General features: G+C 46.2%; 14 protein-coding genes and 1 riboswitch. Of the genes, 13 read left to right on the top strand and 1 reads right to left on the bottom strand.

The window, feature by feature from the left end:
* The first annotated feature begins 124 nt into the window (after window positions 1–124).
* The 13 genes from PWYN_RS08130 (at window position 125) to PWYN_RS08070 (ending at window position 16835) form a co-directional block, all read left to right on the top strand.
* Window positions 125–577, top strand: coding sequence for a HEAT repeat domain-containing protein (locus PWYN_RS08130; protein ID WP_036650250.1), 453 nt, complete (start codon window positions 125–127; stop codon window positions 575–577).
* 1215 nt (window positions 578–1792) lie between these two features.
* Window positions 1793–3673: a molecular chaperone HtpG gene (gene htpG, locus PWYN_RS08125; protein ID WP_036650248.1), complete on the top strand. Its 1881-nt coding sequence runs from the start codon at window positions 1793–1795 to the stop codon at window positions 3671–3673.
* Between the two features lie 155 nt (window positions 3674–3828).
* Entirely contained in the window at window positions 3829–4851 is a 1023-nt protein-coding gene (locus tag PWYN_RS08120) for a DUF116 domain-containing protein (protein WP_052087834.1), read from the top strand.
* A gap of 101 nt (window positions 4852–4952) precedes the next feature.
* Entirely contained in the window at window positions 4953–5882 is a 930-nt protein-coding gene (locus tag PWYN_RS08115) for an ABC transporter ATP-binding protein (RefSeq protein WP_036650246.1), read from the top strand.
* 2 nt (window positions 5883–5884) lie between these two features.
* Complete coding sequence (locus PWYN_RS08110) at window positions 5885–7003, top strand: ABC transporter permease (RefSeq protein WP_036650244.1); 1119 nt, start codon at window positions 5885–5887, stop codon at window positions 7001–7003.
* A 177-nt stretch (window positions 7004–7180) separates the two neighbouring features.
* Window positions 7181–8422 carry an MFS transporter gene (locus PWYN_RS08105; RefSeq protein ID WP_036650241.1) on the top strand — a complete coding sequence of 414 codons (1242 nt, stop codon included), beginning with the start codon at window positions 7181–7183 and terminating at the stop codon, window positions 8420–8422.
* On the top strand, window positions 8419–9348 hold the full coding sequence (locus PWYN_RS08100) for an aminoglycoside phosphotransferase family protein (RefSeq protein ID WP_052087833.1): 930 nt from the start codon (window positions 8419–8421) through the stop codon (window positions 9346–9348). Before PWYN_RS08105 ends, PWYN_RS08100 begins: the two co-directional genes overlap by 4 nt.
* 14 nt (window positions 9349–9362) lie before the next feature.
* Window positions 9363–10772, top strand: a complete 1410-nt coding sequence (locus PWYN_RS08095; RefSeq protein WP_036650239.1) for an NAD-dependent malic enzyme — start codon at window positions 9363–9365, stop codon at window positions 10770–10772.
* A 21-nt stretch (window positions 10773–10793) separates the two neighbouring features.
* Window positions 10794–11501, top strand: coding sequence for a DUF554 domain-containing protein (locus PWYN_RS08090; RefSeq protein ID WP_036650236.1), 708 nt, complete (start codon window positions 10794–10796; stop codon window positions 11499–11501).
* A 29-nt stretch (window positions 11502–11530) separates the two neighbouring features.
* On the top strand, window positions 11531–11767 hold the full coding sequence (locus PWYN_RS28625; RefSeq protein ID WP_084146644.1) for a zinc ribbon domain-containing protein: 237 nt from the start codon (window positions 11531–11533) through the stop codon (window positions 11765–11767).
* Window positions 11768–11867: 100 nt separating this feature from the next.
* Window positions 11868–13313: an S-layer homology domain-containing protein gene (locus tag PWYN_RS27930; protein WP_052087832.1), complete on the top strand. Its 1446-nt coding sequence runs from the start codon at window positions 11868–11870 to the stop codon at window positions 13311–13313.
* Between the two features lie 645 nt (window positions 13314–13958).
* Window positions 13959–14065: riboswitch (TPP riboswitch) on the top strand.
* 169 nt (window positions 14066–14234) lie between these two features.
* Window positions 14235–16022 (top strand): phosphomethylpyrimidine synthase ThiC, encoded by a 1788-nt coding sequence (gene thiC, locus PWYN_RS08075; RefSeq protein ID WP_036650230.1) that lies wholly within the window; start codon window positions 14235–14237, stop codon window positions 16020–16022.
* Window positions 16023–16265: 243 nt separating this feature from the next.
* Entirely contained in the window at window positions 16266–16835 is a 570-nt protein-coding gene (locus PWYN_RS08070; protein ID WP_036650227.1) for a hypothetical protein, read from the top strand.
* Window positions 16836–17389: 554 nt separating this feature from the next.
* Here the strand turns inward: PWYN_RS08070 and PWYN_RS08065 are convergent.
* Window positions 17390–18973: an acetate--CoA ligase gene (locus tag PWYN_RS08065; protein WP_036650225.1), complete on the bottom strand. Its 1584-nt coding sequence runs from the start codon at window positions 18971–18973 to the stop codon at window positions 17390–17392.
* Between the last annotated feature and the right edge of the window lie 200 nt (window positions 18974–19173).

Below are 19173 nucleotides of genomic sequence, written 5' to 3'. Positions count from 1 at the left end.
TAGAAGTCCTCTGAATCAAGAAACGCCGAACCTAAACTATAATTTCTACCTTATCACTTGCGCAACTGCGGGTTATACTGTTACTGTTAGGTATTGGATGTGAAATAGAAGGGGATTGAAAAGAATGGAAAACGAAGAATCAAGATATGAACTGCCAGAAAATTATGAGGAATTAAAAAAAGCCGCTAACCGCACTGCGGATTGGAAAGCTCGTTTGGCTGCGGTTGAAGAGTTGGGCCAGTGGAAGAACAAACAAACTATTGATATCCTGACGCGCTTAGTGACGAGCGATCCTGTATATACCGTTCAAGAGGCAGCGTACCTTAAGCTGAAGGCATTTGGTGAAGAGATCGCAGCGCCATCGAAGAACAAACCTGAATTGGTTAAAGGCGTATCCAAAATCGTATTGAGAATTAAGAAGAGTCTGCCTAAGGACCATACGTATGAAGAGTTCAAAGAAAAGCTGAAGAAGATGCGTGTGGACATATACGACATCTACGAAGGCGAGAAAGGCGCAGACTTTGACAAGTGGCTGCAAAAGACCTGGGAAGACGCTTCGGCAACCGGCAGAAAATAAATCCGGAAAAGCCAAGCAATAGAGATCTCAGATGCTGGATAGCATGCGAAACGTAAGAAGCCTCTCTTTAACTAGAGAGGTTTTTTTGCTATTTGAATAAAGAGTAGCCACTGTAACCACCTCCTGAGCCACTCCTGATCCACCTCCCGAACCACCGACGAAACAACCGCAAGAACCGCCTCAACTACCGCTGTAACAACCGTAAGAACCGCCTCAACTACCGCTCCAACCAATACCGCCCAATAACCACCTCAGGTCGTCCCGCGATCATCAATTTAATTAGAATTTCTCATTAGATTGGCGATTTAGTTACCTATGGTGCCCAAATAGATGATCTATAGAAATTAGAGGGGATTTCTCCCTCTAATGATCACGATTGAGACAAAATCGATGATTTAGAGGGAATTATGCCCACTAAATCGGCGTAAGGTACCAGAATAGTTGGTTTTGAGAGAAATTAGAGGGAACTTATCCCTCTAACTCTCAGGAATGAGGCTAAATCGATGATTTAGAGGGAGTTTTTCCTACTAACTCGATGCTTTGGCCGCATATGGGGTGGCGTCAAGAAGTTTGTGTATGAGAGAAAGAAGTATATCCTCGGGTATCCGCGACAACTACGGCAAATCGTCTACCTACATCGTTTTCAATATATATAGTTGCACAATGTACACTTATATTTCTCCCTTAGCACACTTTAGGGTGTTTAATTGCACTTTATACACTTATTTTTAGGTATTCCGGGGTTTAACCGGCATATTCATATTTTTAGTTGCACAAAGTACATCTATCCATCCATCCGAGCGCTAAAAGCTAGATATAAGTGTATAAAATACACCTATTTCACTGACTACCTCCGAGAAACGGGCCTGATTAGTTGGATCTGATAGAAATTAGAGGGGTTTTTCCCACTAAACTGAAGTTGTAGCCTCATACGGCACCAGAATAGTTGAAATTGCAGCAACGAGGCTATATTCCATAACAGTCAACATACGAGTCAACATACTAGCTAATATACCTCCACCTTGCGCCGAATCCGCCACCTTTTTCCATCGAAATCTTGACTCCCAAATCTGTATATGTTATATAAAAAGAGGAATTAGCACTCTGATTACCTGAGTGCTAATTCCTGGACGAGCTGCCCAATAGGCGCAGCTACATAACTTTTTCTCATTCACCATCTTATTTCCCTATATTGAAAGGAGAATTAACCGATCCATGGAAAAAAAAGAGTTCAAAGCCGAATCGAAACGAATGCTGGAAATGATGATTAACTCCATCTATACCCATAAGGAGATTTTCCTGAGAGAGCTGATTTCCAATGCCAGCGATGCTATCGACAAAATCTACTACAAGGCATTATCCGATGAGCAACTGGTGTTCAATAAAGAGGATTATTACATTAAAGTGTCTGTAGATAAGGCCAACAGAACTTTAACCATCTCCGACACAGGTATCGGGATGACAAAGGAAGATCTGGACAATAACCTCGGCATTATCGCCAAGAGCGGCTCCCTGGCCTTCAAGAAAGAAAATGAAGCCAAAGACGGACATAATATCATCGGCCAATTCGGAGTTGGTTTTTATGCTGCTTTTATGGTGGCGGACACCGTTACTGTAACAAGTAAAGCTTTGGGCAGCGATGAGGCCTTCAAATGGGAATCCCAAGGTGCAGACGGTTACACCATTGAGCCGACCGAGAAAGCTTCCATAGGAACCGAGATCGTACTGACGATCAAGGAAAACACCGAAGACGATCAGTACGATGAGTACCTGGAAGAATACCGCCTGAAGTCGATTATCAAAAAATACTCCGATTTCATCCGCTTCCCGATCAAAATGGACGTAAAAAGCCAGCAGCCGAAAGAAGGCAGCGAAGATGAATTCGTAGAAGTTACCGAAGAACAAACCGTCAACAGCATGGTGCCGATCTGGCGTAAAAATAAAAGTGAGCTGACTCCCGAAGACTACAATAACTTCTATATGGAGAAGCGTTACGGCTTCGACAAGCCACTTAAGCATATTCATATCAGCGCCGATGGTGCTGTGGTTTATAATGCAATCCTGTTCATCCCGGAGAACACACCGTACGATTATTACACAAAGGAATACGAAAAAGGGTTAGAGTTGTATTCCAACGGTGTGCTCATCATGGACAAATGCTCCGACCTGCTGCCTGACTATTTCAGCTTCGTTAAAGGCATGGTGGATTCCGAGGATCTGTCCCTGAATATCTCTCGTGAGATGCTCCAGCATGACAGACAATTAACGTTGATTGCCAAGAACATCAAGAACAAGGTTAAAGGTCAATTGCAAAGCTTGTTGAAGGATGAGAGAGAGAAGTACGAGCAATTCTATAAATCCTTTGGCAGACAGTTGAAATTTGGCGTGTACAGCGACTATGGCGTCAATAAAGAAACGCTGCAGGATCTGCTGATGTTCTATTCATCCAAGGAGAAGAAACTGGTTACTTTGGACGAATACGTATCAAGAATGCCGGAAGATCAGAAATATATCTACTATGCCTCCGGGGAGTCCATTGAAAGAATCGAGAAGCTTCCGCAGACGGAAATGGTATTGGATAAAGGATTTGAGATCCTGTACTTTACGGACGATATCGACGAATTCGCAATCAACATCATCATGAATTATAAGGAAAAAGAGTTCAAATCCGTGTCCAGCGGCGACCTTGGCATTGAAGCCGATGAGAAGGACAAGCCTACTGAGGCGGAAGAGAATGAGAATAAGGATCTTTTTGAATCCATGAAAAGCATCCTGTCCGGCAAGGTGACTAACGTTAAGGCATCCAAACGTCTGAAAACCCATCCGGTATGCCTCTCCACAGAGGGTGAGCTATCCATAGAGATGGAAAAAATCCTTAAGGCTATGCCTAACGCTCAGGATGTAAAAGCGGATAAGGTACTGGAAATCAACATTAATCATGAAGTGTTCCAGTCCCTGAAAAACGCTCAAGCGAATGACAAAGAAAAGCTGGGCTTGTACACGAACCTGCTGTATAATCAGGCGCTCCTGATTGAAGGTCTGCCTGTAGGAGACCCGGTAGAATTCACGAATGATATTTGCAAAATCATGGTGTAGAAGAAGCTAGCGAAAAGATTGCAAGCACAAATAACCCGTATGGCCTCGTGCCCATGCGGGTTATTTGTTATTTAGCAAATTCGTAATAAAAGGTCACTGCCACCCAGAGAAGGATATGATACTTTACTGGTAAACTGTGGGAGGTAAATTGCGGAATGGAGACAGTAACCTACTCCTTATATGGAGATAGCGCAGACAGTCATACATATTATGAAGATGCAGCGGCATTTACTGAAGAAGTAATGAATAAAATGAGCGAAGAAGATGGGATCGAAGAATTTAGCCGTTATATGGCTGACAGAAATCTGAAGCCTATGGGAGCCGAAATATATAAGTTGGAGTTATTAATGATCGGTGTGTTGTGGAGGGTCTATGGCAACAACGAATTTAATCTGGACTCCTTTGGGAAGTTGATCGGATGGTTGCAGGCCTCCGGGGAGTTCGAGCAAGAGAGTCAAAGAATGACGATCTGGTATGATTTTTTGAAAGGCAAGCCTCGGAGGGAAGTTGAACACAGACTGTCAAAAGCAATGAAGCTGGCGAACTGGTTCGATAAGAGAAGCGAGGAGACAATAGGCCGTTACACGCTGCATGTGAATTCGTTTATTGATGGCAACCGCGAAAGCCTGAAAGGGAAGGGAAAGCTTATTTTCTGTATGCGCGAGCGGATAGAATATCATTTAAATATGGTGGGTGCGGAGATTATGAATCGGGTGTTCAGGAGCGCATTTTTAGAAACCAAGGAAAAAAGAGTGTTCCTTCCGATTTGTATGAGACTGAAATCTAATGAAGCCTGCAGAGCTGTTCCGATGGAGCAAGGCCTTGTATGCAGAGACTGTTCGAATGACTGTCAGGTGAACACGATCACGAAAATGGGGAAGGAGCAGGGTTATAAAGTATTGATCATTCCGCATGCGTCTACGGCGTTCGGACAGGGTCATATGGCAGAGGGCGAGGTTGGGATTATTGGAGTCGCTTGTGTGCTCAATCTGATCTCCGGTGGCTATAAAGCCAAGGAATTGGGTTACGAGCCCCAATGTGTGCTTCTGAATTATGCAGGGTGCATCAAGCATTGGCATAAGACGGGGATCGTAACAAGTCTTGCTCTGGAACGATTGCAGAACCTGCTACAGTTTGACCCTACGGTTTCTCAATCAGATCAAACATTTACATCCTAAGGCGGATATTGAATCGTCTTCCAGACGGTTCAGGCTGTTCAACTATTAGGAATATAATGAAGCTAGTATTGAAGAATTAGCGGATGAGCGGGAGGGATATTATGTCTGTGCTAACAGTAACAAATTTAAGGAAGTCGTACGGGACAGTGAAGGCCGTGGAGGATATCAGCTTTACGGTAGAAGCTGGAGAGGTTTTTACTATTATTGGACCTAATGGAGCGGGAAAAACAACAACGCTGGAGATGATTGAAGGATTACAGGAGCCGGATGCAGGGACTATTTCAATAAACGGGCTGACCTGGAAAAAGGATGAGAGTGAAATCAAAACCTTGATTGGTGTACAGCCGCAATCGGGAGCATTATTCGAATTGCTGACCGCTGAAGAAAATCTGGATTTATTTGCTTCCTTTTATCCTAGGTCAAGGAAAACCAGCGAAGTGCTGGAGATGATTAACTTGACGGAACATCGAGACAAACGCGTGAAGTCACTCTCTGGCGGACAACGGCAGCGGTTGGCAATTGGTCTGGCGATGATTAACGATCCGCGGGTTATTTTCTTGGATGAGCCGACAACAGGCTTAGATCCCCAAGCACGCCGCAATATATGGGACATCATCTTGAAGCTCAAGGCACTCGGCACCACTATTATATTGACTACGCATTACATGGAAGAGGCTGAGAAGCTGAGCGATCGCGTCTGCATTGTAGACCAAGGACATATTATCAGTCTGGACACACCAGCTGCCTTAATCAGCAGATTGACTCAGGAACGTGAGATGCGACTGTCGTTCCACGATGGAGAGGAAGCAGCCAGTCAAACCGAGAAGGCCATCCAAAGTCAGCCTGATATCGTTCGTATGGAACGGGATGGAGCCAATTTGACCTTATGGTCGGTGAAGCCGGAGCAATCATTATATGACTTACTCGGGTTTACCAAGGAGCGAGGCTACCGAGTAGGGCATGTATCCATTCGCGAGATGAGCCTAGAAGACGTCTTTATTGCCTTTACGGGCAAAGAATGGAGGGACTGACGATGAAGATTGGCAACCAGCTGATGAAGCTGTTCCTGGCACAACTGAAGACAATGTTTCGGGAGAAGCAGGTGTGGTTCTGGAATTTATTTTTCCCGGTTATTCTGATGGTGGTATTCATGATTATTTTCGGAGGTGGAGACAGCACCGACTTCAAGGCAAAAGTGGCGCTGGTGAAGCCGCAGTCGAATGCCGCTGCCGACTCGTTCGAAGCTGGACTTAGAAAAGTACCCGTGTTCGAATGGAAGACGGATCAAGCCGTCAGCAGTGAACAAGCAGATACATGGATTAAGGATAAAGATGTGGATGCAGTCATCATTCTTCCTGAGAGTGAAGAGGCCGGTGATATTAAGCTAATCGTTAATACCGAGAATGAGAATAATGCCACATCTCAGGCCGTCAGGGGAATATTGCAGCAATATGTCCAGCAAGCCAGCTTTGCTGCCGCAGGGGTAGTACCTGCTTTTCAACTTCAGTCTTCTGTAGTATCCGGAGGCAATGAGGACTTAAGCAGCGCAGACTTTTTATTAACCGGAATGATTGCCCTTTCCATTGCTCAAGCGGGGCTATTCGGCATGGTTGATATGGTTGAGCTGCGCAGAACAGGCCTGCTTAAGCGTCTTCGTCTGACCCCAATGCGTATGGGACTTTTTGGAGTTGGGGGGATGATGGTCCGTTTTATACTGAGCGTTGTGCAAATTATACTCTTAAGTTTAATTGGGGTATTCGGGTTCGGAGCGAATCTTCATATGGATATTCCAACGTTAATCGTAGCTTTTTTTGTAGGCGTTCTAGCGTTTAACGCACTGGGGTACTTATTCTCTTCGTTCAGTAAATCTATCGAGTCATACATGGGTATGGCCAATATCGCCAGTTTTTTGATGATGTTCCTAAGCGGAATCTTCTTCGCAACCAGCGGATTACCGGACTGGCTTAAGCCTGTTACTCAGGTGATTCCGCTTACCTATTTTGTGGAAGGCATGCGGGACGGAATGGTATACGGTTCCGGATTTCTTACCGCTACCTTCTGGAGGGGAATGGGAATATTAGCGCTATGGGGCGCAGGAGCATTTGCACTGGGTGCGTTTATCTACCGAAAAGGCAAGGTGGAGGCACGTTGATTGTGCAGTGACGCTATTATGATTGTTAGATGAATTAGGGAATGAGAGTGAGGGGACCGCTACCTATTATAAGATGGCGGTCTTTTGACGTACATAAGGCAGTATTCCGTTTCCGATTTCAATTCAATCTGTGATACGATACTAAAAAACGGTGTTAAGGGAGTGGGTTGTCCGATTATGAATCCGAACTGGAAAAAGAATATTGTGCTATTTCTCGCCAGCCAGACCATATCCTTATTTGGCTCCTCATTGGTTCAGTATGCCATACTTTGGTATATTACCTTAAATACGCAATCCGGTGTCATGATGACGATTTCCATTATATGTGGATTTTTACCGACGTTTTTCCTGTCTCCGTTTGCGGGAGTGTGGGCAGACCGCTATAACCGTAAAATGCTCATTATTTTATCGGATTCCATCATTGCCATATCCACGTTAATTCTGGCGATATTGTTCCTGATGGGCTTCGATGCCATGTGGCTGCTTTTTGTAGCTTCTGCCTTGCGCGCGCTCGGTGCCGGAGTCCAAACGCCGGCTGTAGGCGCCTTTATTCCGCAGCTTGTCCCAGAGGATCAACTAACGAAGGTAAGCGGTGCCAACGGTAGTATTCAGGCGCTGGTGATGCTGTTATCCCCGATGCTGAGCGGCGCATTGCTTACGGTGGCATCCATTGAGGCCATATTTTTTATCGATGTAATTACAGCAATTATTGCTATTGTGACATTGTTATTATTCCTTCACGTACCGGTTCATGCTAAGGCAGCTCAGGAGCAGGCTTTAAGTTATATAAGTGACCTTCGGCAAGGCTTTGCCTATATTAAGAGTCATCCCTTTATCAGAACCTTCTTTATCTTCTGTGCGTTTTTCTTTATTCTCGCTGCACCTGTTGCTTTTCTAACTCCGCTGCAGGTTACACGATCATTTGGGAATGATATTTGGCGGCTTACGGCCATTGAGATTGCTTTTTCCATAGGGATGATGAGCGGCGGGCTGATTATGGCCTCTTGGGGTGGATTCCGCAATAGAGTGCATACCATGACACTTTCTAGTCTGGCTATTGGGGCAGGGACTTTTGCGCTTGGACTTATTCCTGTCTTCTGGATCTATCTGTTAGTCATGGGTTTAGTGGGTCTGGTGATGCCGATGTTCAATACTCCCTCTACGGTTATGCTGCAAGAGAAGGTTGATCCTGACTTTCTGGGCAGAGTATTCGGGGTGCTGGGGATGATTTCTAGCTCAATGATGCCGTTGGGTATGCTGGTGTTTGGTCCTATGGCCGACTTTATCAAAATCGAATGGATGCTTATCGGAACGGGAGCACTGCTCTTTATACAAGGATTTTTTCTATTGGGCAGCAAGGTACTTATAGAGGCTGGAAAACCCGCTTCCAAGCTGAAAGGAGAGGGAGCTGAATCTTGAGCAACCACGTAACGGGAATTCCCCATCAAAAAACATGGAAGAAGCTAGAACCGGTGCTTAAAGGCTGGTCAAGTGATCTGAAATATGAGGTCGAGAGCGGGGACGGTCAAAGGCTGCTCTTGAGGCTTTCCGCTATAGAACAATTTGACGCGAGGCAGGCGGAGTATAACAGGGTTAAGGTTATCAATCAGCTTGATTTTGCGATGTCGCGGGCTATCGATTTTGGTCTATGCAACGAGGGCAGGAATACGTATATGCTGCTTACATGGGTAGAAGGGCTTCCGCTGGAGGAATGCCTGTTGTCCTTACCTGTAACACAGCAGTATCAGTTGGGGGTTCAGGCCGGTCAGATTTTAAAACAAATACATTCCATCCCGCCCCCGGCTAAACATTCCGATTGGGAGCAACAATTGCGCACCAAAGTTCTCTCCCGTGTGGAGAAGTACGAAAGCTGTCCGTACCGGGTACCGGGGGATGAGACTGCCATTGCTTTTGTCAAAAAGAATATCGGACAACTCAGCAATATGGGGGAGGTCTACCGCCATGGAGATTACCACATAGGGAATTTGCTGTACACCGATCAAGGGCAAATTGGAGTTATTGATTTCAACCGCTGTGATAGTGGTGATTATGTAGAAGAGTTCTATAAGCTGCAGTCCTTCGACCGGGAGTGGAGTATTCCTTTTGCGAGAGGTAAAATCGACGGGTATTTCGAAGGCGCTCCCCCTGACGAGTTCTGGACCAGACAAGCGCTTTATGTGGCGTATTCTTCACTCTTTTCCATCGTATGGGCGATTCCGTTCGGAGCTTCTGAAGTCGAGGGCATGATAGATAGATGCAAAGTAGCCTTTGAAGATTATGAATATTTTAAAAGAGTCATTCCACGCTGGTATGCAGAGGGTTCAGAGGATCCATACAACCACTAAGGGGGCTATTCATCATGTCGATCTCAACAACAATAATTATTCGGCTCGAAATACGCAAATCCATAACGTCCTTCGGGGATGTTGCCTCCAAGATTGCCACCGCCGGCGGAGATATAGTGGCCATTGACGTCATTCGTGCAGGCAAGGATGTGACGACTCGGGATATTACGGTGAATGTGCTGGATGCGGGGAATGAAGATGTGGTGAGCGAATTGTCGGAGATGGCAGGAATAAAAGTGATCAACGTCTCTGACCGTACCTTTTTGGCGCATCTCGGCGGCAAGATCGAGGTTACCCCCAAGATGCCGATTAAGAATCGGGAGGATCTGTCCCAAGTGTATACGCCAGGTGTGGCCCGCGTCTGTACAGCTATCGCTGAAGACCCGAGCAAAGCCTACTCGCTTACCATGAAGCGGAATACGGTAGCGGTTGTAACGGACGGTACGGCCGTGTTGGGTCTGGGAGATATCGGTCCGGAGGCGGCGATGCCGGTGATGGAGGGGAAGGCGATGCTGTTCAAACAGCTGGCAGGCATTGATGCTTTTCCACTATGCTTAAATACCAAGGACCCGGATGAAATTGTGAGCATCATTAAAGCGGTCTCGCCTGGATTTGGCGGCATTAATCTGGAGGATATCTCTTCTCCGCGCTGCTTTGAGATTGAACGGCGGCTTGCCGCTGAACTGGACATCCCTGTCTTTCATGATGACCAGCATGGCACAGCTATCGTTGCTTTGGCGGGTCTGCTGAATGCGCTTAAGGTGGTTGGTAAGTCTATAGCTACAGTCCGAATTGTAGTGATCGGCATCGGAGCAGCGGGAGTGTCTATCTGCAATCTGCTGCTGGCGGCGGGTGCCAGCCATATCGCGGCTGTGGATCGGGAAGGTATACTTCGGCGAGGGGTAGAGTATTCCCATGCAGAATGGCTGCGGCTGGCAGAAGTGACGAACGAGGAAGGCTTGGTTGGTGGTCTGACGGAGGCGATCAAAGGCGCAGATGTGTTCATCGGAGTATCCGGCGGTGGTGTTTTGACCATCGATCATGTGAAAAGCATGGCTCCAGACCGCATCGTATTCGCGATGGCTAACCCGAATCCGGAGATTGAGCCTGAATTAGCGGAACCGTATGTCCGGGTTCTGGCTACCGGTAGAAGCGACTACCCGAACCAAATCAATAATGTTCTGTGTTTCCCGGGAATTTTTCGTGGGGCGCTCGATTGCCGGGCCCGAACTGTGAATCTGGAAATGAAGCTGGCTGCAGCCCAGGCCATTGCTTCGGTTGTTCAGGAGGATGAATTGAATGAGCAGTATATCATTCCGAGTATTTTTAACGAAAAGGTAGTGGAGCAAGTAAGAATAGCAGTAATTAAAGCGGCGATTGCAACAGATATGGCACGGCGTATCCCGAAGGATTTAATATCATAGATAGAAATGTAGGGTGAAGGAATGGTTTTGCTTGGAGCGATGGTGAATGGAATCACGGTAATTGTTGGTACATTATTAGGACGGCTGCTGCGCCGTATTCCGGAAAGCATGAAAGAAACGGTCATGAACGGAATTGGCCTAGCTATTGTCGTTCTAGGTATACAGATGGGTTTTAAAAGCGAGAATTTCCTTATTGTTATCCTTAGTCTGGTAATTGGTGCTGTTATCGGGGAACTCATTTCTCTGGAGGATAAATTCACCTCTGCAGGGCAGTGGCTAGAGAACCGAATCGGCTCCAATGAACCGGGAAGTATCTCTCAGGGGTTTATAACTGCCAGCTTGGTTTTTGTGGTCGGAGCCATGGGCATATTGGGTGCGTTAGATAGCGGCATCAAAGGTAATCATGACATTCTGTACACGAAGGCGATTATGGATGGTTTCATTGCCATTATATTAACGACTACTTTGGGAGTCGGTGTGTTATTTTCAGCCATTCCTATCCTTGTCTATGAGGGCTCTATTGCGTTGTTAGCTACACAGATTACCCGGTTTGTTCCCGATGCCTTACTGGGTAATTGTATCAGTGAATTGACGGCTACCGGTGGCATTATGATTGCTGCTATAGGTTTGAATTTGCTCGGAATAACCAAAATTAAAGTAGCTAATCTTCTTCCAGGTATAGTAATAGCCGTAGTATTAGTTACTGTGCTGTACGCATTTCAGGGATAAAGGGAAATAAGAATTGCCAGAGCTGCGGCATGCCGCTTGCTCGTGACGAACAACGCGGCGGGACCGAGGAAGATGGCAGTAAAAGCAAGAAATACTGCAGCCACTGCTACCACAATGGTAAGTTCACCCAGCCCGATCTTACCTCGGAAATGATGAAAGCAAGAGTTCAGCAGAAGCTGGTGGAATTTGGTTTTCCTAAGTTCATGACCGGTATGTTTACGCGTAATATCCCAAAGCTCGAGCGTTGGCGAAATAACTGCTTGTAAAAAGTGGTTAGAACCTGTTCCTGCGGAGCGTCCTCTCAACTATTCTAGAAATCCTGTCGATATAATGATCAGGATATCTATGGAATAGGAGAATGGGGATATGACATTCATGATAAGGGACAACGCTAGAAAATACCCGAAGCTGCATAAGCTGGCAGCCTTCACAGCAGGTCTGCTGCTCTCCTCTAATATATTGCTGATTCATCCTTTGAGTACCTCGGCTGCCAGTCGAAATGAGCCAAGTGCATGGGCGGCCGAAGAGGTTACCAAAGCCTACGTACAGAGCCTTGTTCCTTATGGTCTTATGAGTAATTTTCAGAACGCAATTACTAGAGCGGAGCTAAGCCAGATTGCCGTTCGTTTATATGAGAATATGACGGGACTCCAGGCAGCCATGCCTGCCGTGAATCCGTTCAAGGATACGAAAGATGAGAATGTACTAAAGGCTTATGCGCTTAACATAGTCGGTGGAATGGGCAACCGAAGCTTTGCGCCGAATGAGCCTGTCACCCGTGAACAAATCGCGGTCATGTTATATAACACGCTTCAAAAGGCGGGTATAGCTGATAGGTTGAATAGCAGCAGCCCACCTACGTTCACGGACGCAAGCGCTGTGGCTGGCTGGGCGGGAAGTGCCGTGAACAAGCTTTCCTCCAGCGGTATTTTACAAGGGACGGAGTCCAAGGGGGGGATAGCGTTCCAACCGAAGGCTAAAGCATCACGTGAGCAAATCTTTGTACTGGCGTTTCGGATCTATGATCTCTATGGGCCGGTCTTTGTTAGAAATGAACATGAGCTGCTGGGGGCCATCGAGCAATCAGACAAACCTCTCCTCTTTCAAGACGACCGTACGAAAAAAATCTATGAGGAATCAGTACGGGTCAATACAGAAATTATCAAGCCGGGCATGAGTGACATGGAGAAGGAGATCGCCATCCATGACTATATTATTCTTCACACCGTTTACGATTACGACAACTACCTGAAGGATACATTGCCGGACGACGTGTTCAGCGCCTATGGTGTCCTATTCAACGGAAGCGCTGTATGCCAAGGTTACGCCTATGCAGCACATCTGCTGCTGGAGCTGGCCGGTATAGATTCAGAGATAGTGATAGGAACGGCGGACGGCATAAGTCATGCGTGGAATAAAGTGAAGATTGACAATGAATATTATAATTTGGACGTTACTTGGGATGATCCGGTTCCAGATGAAAAGGGAAGATTAATATATAGCTATTTCAACGTTACGGATAAGGAACTCATGAAGGATCATATCTGGGAGACAGTAAAGTGGCCTGAAGCTACGGCGATATCGAAGAATTATTATGAGTATAAAGATCTTGTTGTACACAGCGCTATGGAACTGAAGGAGAGGATTGCCAAGACTATTGCAGCCCATGAGACGGAGTTGAGCATCAAGCCTGCTTATGAGGGAGATGCGATTGCTGACCTTACTGCCGCAATGGCTTCGAGCCAGGTGTTATCTGGATATTCATATTCCTATAACGGCATGTCTCTTTCGCTTACATTGGAATATCGTTAGGCAGCCTATACATGATCATGCAATACTAAGCTAGATTAAGCATGACAAGGCCAGACAAGGCCAGACTAAACAAGACTAGACCTGACTAAGCCAGACTAAGCCAGACTAAGCAACCAGAGAGCTTTACGAGGACTGTGTGAGTTTTTAAGTGTACTTTCTACAACTAAAACATCCAAATTAATGGAGTCTCTTAGTGTAGTTGCACAAAGTACACTTATATTTATGATATTCGGCGATAATGCCCCTTTAGCCAGAGTTTAGATGTATTTATTACAATTAAAGCCCTGCGAGAGTTGTTTTTGCATCAGTTAAGTGTATAAAGTGCAACTAAACTAAGATCACCCTTTGGCTAGCCTTGTTTTGCGATTAACGTGGGTTCCGTTACTCATCATCCGCATCCCTTTAATTTAATGGTGTGAATACAAGCAACCGTCTGACTGGAGCGATAGATGAGTAGTTACAAGTTGAGTCATTGCCTGAGAATCATTTACTGAAATCTCCTGAGATTCATTTGCTTAAATTGCTTGATTAGTCGCTAACGTAGTTTACTCTGCGAAGGTAAGAACCGAAGATATACAATTTCTGATGGATAAACTTAAGTTGACAAATGATGGGTTTCTCTGTAACTTATAACTAACTTAAATAAGAAACCACTAGGGGAGCCTGAATGGGCTGAGACGGGAAAATTGAATTCCTGGACCCTTGAACCTGATCTGGATTATACCAGCGTAGGAAAGTGGAGTCGGACTCTTTTTTCATGGTTGGCCTTGGCCGTTTATGGATAAAGCCGCTCCATTGTGGAGCGGCTTTTTTGCGCGCACTCTTATTTGTTGCTGCCAAATAAGCGAATGCTTCTGAAGTGAGTTTTATACTTCTCGGACTCACTGAAGTGTCGCTTACAAACCTTTAGGAGGAATGTAAATGCCTAGCCAAGCGAAGAAAGATACGATTGATCTGTCGGCTTTTCCAGGAAGTCGTAAGGTGTATGTGGAGGGATCGCGGCCCGATATTCAAGTACCCATGCGCGAGATTACATTGAGCCGAACATCGGGTACCAGCGGGGAAGAGGAGAATGCTCCAGTCCGTGTCTATGATACTAGCGGGGCTTATACTAACGACGAAGCGCATAGTGATATTCGTCAGGGTTTAACGCCTCATCGTTTTTTGTGGATTGGAAGTCGTGGAGATTCGGAAGCCTATGAAGGAAGAACTATCAAACCGGAGGATAATGGGAATGCCACGGGTAAGTCGGGTGTGGAGATATTTCCAGGATTACAGCGGCGTCCGCTTAGAGCCAAAAAGGGCCGGAATGTCAGTCAACTTTATTACGCACGGAAAGGGATTATTACGTCGGAAATGGAGTTTATAGCCATCCGTGAGAATGTTACACCTGAGTTTGTAAGAGATGAGGTAGCCAGCGGCCGCGCAATTATACCTGCCAATATTAATCATCCTGAGAGTGAACCTATGATTATCGGGCGGAATTTCCTAGTGAAAATCAACGCCAATATCGGCAACTCCGCCGTGTCCTCGTCTATTGAGGAAGAGGTGGAGAAGATGAGATGGGCCACACGCTGGGGCGCGGATAATATCATGGATCTATCGACAGGCAAAAACATTCACACTACCCGCGAATGGATTATCCGCAACTCCCCTGTACCTATCGGAACAGTGCCCATCTATCAGGCTTTGGAAAAGGTGAACGGGAAGGCCGAGGATTTAAATTGGGAGGTTTACCGGGATACGCTGATCGAGCAAGCGGAGCAGGGAGTGGACTATTTTACGATTCATGCCGGAGTGCTGCTTCGTTATATTCCACTGACCGCAGGGCGGATGACAGGTATTGTCTCACGTGGTGGATCAATTATGGCGGCGTGGTGCCTTGCACATCATCAGGAGAACTTTTTATATACCCATTTTGAGGATATTTGTGAGATTATGAAGGCTTACGATGTGGCATTCTCCCTGGGAGACGGGCTGCGGCCAGGTTCTATCGCCGATGCCAATGATGAGGCTCAATTTGCCGAACTGGAAACGTTGGGTGAATTAACATCGCTGGCATGGAAGCATGATGTTCAGGTAATGGTGGAGGGGCCAGGTCATGTGCCGATGCATCTGATCAAAGAGAACATGGATAAGCAGCTAGAGCTTTGCCATGGAGCTCCTTTTTACACATTAGGCCCCTTAACAACAGATATTGCTCCCGGCTATGACCATATCACCTCGGCGATTGGAGCGGCTATGATCGGTTGGTTCGGCACAGCTATGCTCTGTTATGTAACTCCAAAGGAACATCTGGGGTTGCCCAATAAGGATGATGTACGGGAAGGCGTTATAACCTATAAAATCGCTGCCCATGCAGCCGACTTGGCGAAGGGTCACAAGGGTGCACAGGATCGGGACAACGCCCTCTCGAAAGCGCGCTTCGAATTCCGTTGGCGTGACCAGTTTCATTTGTCGCTCGACCCGGAGCGGGCACTTGAGTATCACGATGAGACTCTTCCTGCCGAAGGAGCCAAAACTGCTCACTTTTGCTCGATGTGTGGTCCCAAGTTCTGCAGCATGCGCATTTCTCATGATATCCGGGATACGGCGAAACAGCAGCAAGAACATGAGAAGGAACACGAGCCGGATGTGGAAGCCATTGCGGCCGGAATGAGGGACAAAGCAGCGGAGTTTAAAGGCGGCGGAAGTGTGATTTATAAGTAGAAAATCGACACTATTGTAAATTCGGTTGGAGACCCATCGGCAATAATTCAATTAAGTGTTGCAAATTTCCATAAACGGTGGTTATGTGCTTGATAAGAACGGGAATGAGATTTAAAGTAGTAGTTATACTTAAGTTTGGGGACCCTTTTAATCGATGGGTGTCATCCTACAAGGTAAAGGCAAGAAAATAGACTAGAGTCTAGATAGCGATTAAAAATTCAGTAGGACATAAAGGATGACAACATGCTTACTCAAAAATTTCAAGAATATCTCCATTTATCAGCACAATTAAGACCGGATTATATTTCAAGCTTAGGCACAAGTGAAGACGGACAGAACACCATTACAAAGCTTTTGCCTGAAGCGCCAATGCTTCTGAAAGCTATATATGGCACGGTTTCCGGAACTAGTAGTGAGGAAGAAGAACCGAGTCTCATTGAATTTGTACCAGGGTACAGGTTGATTCATATCGATGAATATGCCCAGCAAATGCAGGTGTTGTCGCAGATTTTGGAAGAGAAAGGTCACGAAGTAGACGGACTTGTTCTGCCGATCCTTACGAACTACGGTAGTGATTTCATTTGTTACTATCGTTCAACTGACGGTACCGAGCGGGTCTGTGACCTCATGCATGACTTCGGGGACTTGGTGGTTATGTATGACTCTCCTGAGAAGTTCCTGGAAACACTTTGCGAATTCTATAAGCAAGAAGTCTATTTCTTGGACGAAGACGGCTATCTGGATTGTGATTTAATCAGAGAAGGTGAAGTAGGGGCGGAGCTGAATTCAGAGGCTAAGTATTGGTCAGAGTAAATATATTGAAACCCATGTAGGCAGACGATTTGCCGTAGTTGTCACGGATACCTGTGGAGTTACTTCTGTTCTCTTACACAAACTTGACCCTACCCCGAAGTGGCACGTTTCGGAGGTAGTCAGTGATATAGATGTACTTTGTACATTTATTTCTGGCCTTTGGCGCTCGATTGTATGGATAGATGTACTTTGTACAACTAAAAACACGAATATGCCGGTTAAACCCCGGATTACCAAAAAATAAGTGTATAAAGTACAATTAAACATCCTAAAGTGTGCTAAGAAAGCAATATAAGTGTATGTTGTGCAACTATATATATTGAAACCCATGTAGGCAGACAATTTGCCGTAGTTGTCACGGTTACCTGTGGAGTTACTTCTACTCTCTTATACAAACTTTTTGACGATACCTCTTGGTTTTAACTATTCAGAGGGATTAATTTCCCTGTAAATGTTGACCTGGCGTAGCCGTATAGCGGCTAAGGAACTTAGTGACCGTAAAAAAAAGACTGCCCCAAAGCCTAAACGGCTTGGCGCAGTCTCTTTTTTAGCTTCTAGGAATTGCGATCCAGCTCACGCAGCTCCACCCGACGAATCTTGCCGGAGGTCGTCTTTGGAAGATCGCTGATGAACTCGATCTTACGCGGATACTTGTAAGGGGCCGTCCATTCTTTTACATGGGATTGCAGCTCTTTAACGAGTTCTGGTGAAGCTGCTGAGGCATCCTTCAGAACGATGAAGGCTTTAACCACATGGCCCCGAATTTCATCGGGACTGGCTACAACCGCACACTCTTTAACGGAGGAATGTCTCATGAGCGCTTCCTCCACTTCAAAGGGGCCGATGGTGTATCCGGCACTGATGATGATATCATCGCCCCGGCCCTCGAACCAGAAGTAACCATCCTCATCCTTGCGTGCACGGTCTCCCGTTACAAAAAACTCTCCAGTCGTACAGCTCGCTTTGCGCTCTGGGTCTTTGTAATAAGTGTGAAACAGAGCTGGCATGGTCAAATGAACTGCGATATCACCCACCACTCCCGGTGCAACCGGAATTCCTTGCTCGTCTACTACCTCAACTAGGCCTGGGGCCATAGCTTTACCCATTGAACCTGTGCGGATCGGGGTGTCTTTAAGTGTTCCTATTAAAAGCGTGCTTTCCGTTTGTCCGTATCCGTCTCGGATGGTGATATTGAAATGACGCTGGAACTCGTTAATGACTTCCTGATTTAAAGGCTCTCCGGCAGATACGGCACTGCGGAGTCGAGACAAGTCATAGGTGTCCAACCCTTCTGTTTTGGCCATTAACCGGTACTCAGTTGGAGTGCAGCACAATGCCTGAATTCCTTCATCCTGCATTAACTGCAGGTAGCGGTTCGGCTGGAAGGGTCCGTTGTAGACAAATCCTGTGGCTCCGTTACCCAATACAGCCAAGAACGGACTCCAGATCCACTTCTGCCAGCCGGGTGCAGCTGTTGCCCATACGGTGTCTGATTCCCGGATATCCAGCCAAGGTGACGAAGTAATCCGCAGGTGAGCATATCCCCAGCCATGACTATGAACCACAGCCTTAGGATTGCCGGTGGTTCCTGAGGTATATGCCAAGATAGCCATATCGTCTCGGTGAGTGTTAACCGCAGTCAGTTGATCCGGCTGCCCAATCATTAGATCCTCTAGCTCCAACCATCCGGAGTCCGCTCCATCTGCGGACACAGCAAGGCGGAAATCCAAAGCAGGCAGGTCATCACTGATTTTATCTACCTCGTGAGTAACCTCCGACCAAGCGATTACAGCCCGCGCTTCAGAATGACGGAGGCGGTAGGATAAGTCCTTGGCCCGGAGCATTTCTGAGGAAGGGATAACGGCTAGTCCCAGTTTTAGACAAGCTAAGTAGATAACGTACGCAATGATTCTACGGGGAACCATCACCAGAACTCTGTCGCCTTTATGTAGTCCAAGGTGAGCCAAACCACCTGCCAGCCGATTGGCTTGCTGCAGCAATTCACCGTAGCTGATCTCTTCGCGATCACCTTTTTCATTCAACCATTTGAGTGCAATTTTGCCGGATGGATGATGCTCCATCTCCGAGGTTAGATTGTAATATTCAGGTGCAATCCATTGCTGATCATTCAATTCCATCCATCTCCCATATTAAAAAGGTAGTAGCAACCACAATACATATTATAGCATGAACTCTTAGTACCAGATTCTAAACAGTTTTGCCGAAACTATAAACATTATTTGAACGGGGTTAGCAACACGGGGTTAGCAGCCCCCAAAAGGGACTGCATCAGTTTTTATATAAAATTATTCATTTGTTCTTTATAAAGTACAAAAAT

The sequence above is a fragment of the Paenibacillus wynnii genome (assembly GCF_000757885.1).
Lineage (GTDB): Bacteria > Bacillota > Bacilli > Paenibacillales > Paenibacillaceae > Paenibacillus_AQ > Paenibacillus_AQ wynnii.
The sequence above is the reverse complement of the archived record's forward strand: the minus strand, read 5'-3'. Positions and strand labels throughout refer to the sequence as shown.

What these genes read in the sequence shown, in the direction of transcription:
- PWYN_RS08095 (WP_036650239.1), top strand. Translation starts at nt 9,363, where the DNA reads ATGTCGATCTCAACAACAATAATTATTCGGCTCGAAATACGCAAATCC.
- PWYN_RS08065 (WP_036650225.1), bottom strand. Translation starts at nt 18,973, where the DNA reads ATGGAATTGAATGATCAGCAATGGATTGCACCTGAATATTACAATCTA.
- PWYN_RS08110 (WP_036650244.1), top strand. Translation starts at nt 5,885, where the DNA reads ATGAAGATTGGCAACCAGCTGATGAAGCTGTTCCTGGCACAACTGAAG.
- PWYN_RS08130 (WP_036650250.1), top strand. Translation starts at nt 125, where the DNA reads ATGGAAAACGAAGAATCAAGATATGAACTGCCAGAAAATTATGAGGAA.
- PWYN_RS08115 (WP_036650246.1), top strand. Translation starts at nt 4,953, where the DNA reads ATGTCTGTGCTAACAGTAACAAATTTAAGGAAGTCGTACGGGACAGTG.
- PWYN_RS08105 (WP_036650241.1), top strand. Translation starts at nt 7,181, where the DNA reads ATGAATCCGAACTGGAAAAAGAATATTGTGCTATTTCTCGCCAGCCAG.
- PWYN_RS27930 (WP_052087832.1), top strand. Translation starts at nt 11,868, where the DNA reads ATGACATTCATGATAAGGGACAACGCTAGAAAATACCCGAAGCTGCAT.
- htpG (WP_036650248.1), top strand. Translation starts at nt 1,793, where the DNA reads ATGGAAAAAAAAGAGTTCAAAGCCGAATCGAAACGAATGCTGGAAATG.
- PWYN_RS28625 (WP_084146644.1), top strand. Translation starts at nt 11,531, where the DNA reads ATGCCGCTTGCTCGTGACGAACAACGCGGCGGGACCGAGGAAGATGGC.
- PWYN_RS08120 (WP_052087834.1), top strand. Translation starts at nt 3,829, where the DNA reads ATGGAGACAGTAACCTACTCCTTATATGGAGATAGCGCAGACAGTCAT.
- PWYN_RS08090 (WP_036650236.1), top strand. Translation starts at nt 10,794, where the DNA reads ATGGTTTTGCTTGGAGCGATGGTGAATGGAATCACGGTAATTGTTGGT.
- thiC (WP_036650230.1), top strand. Translation starts at nt 14,235, where the DNA reads ATGCCTAGCCAAGCGAAGAAAGATACGATTGATCTGTCGGCTTTTCCA.
- PWYN_RS08070 (WP_036650227.1), top strand. Translation starts at nt 16,266, where the DNA reads ATGCTTACTCAAAAATTTCAAGAATATCTCCATTTATCAGCACAATTA.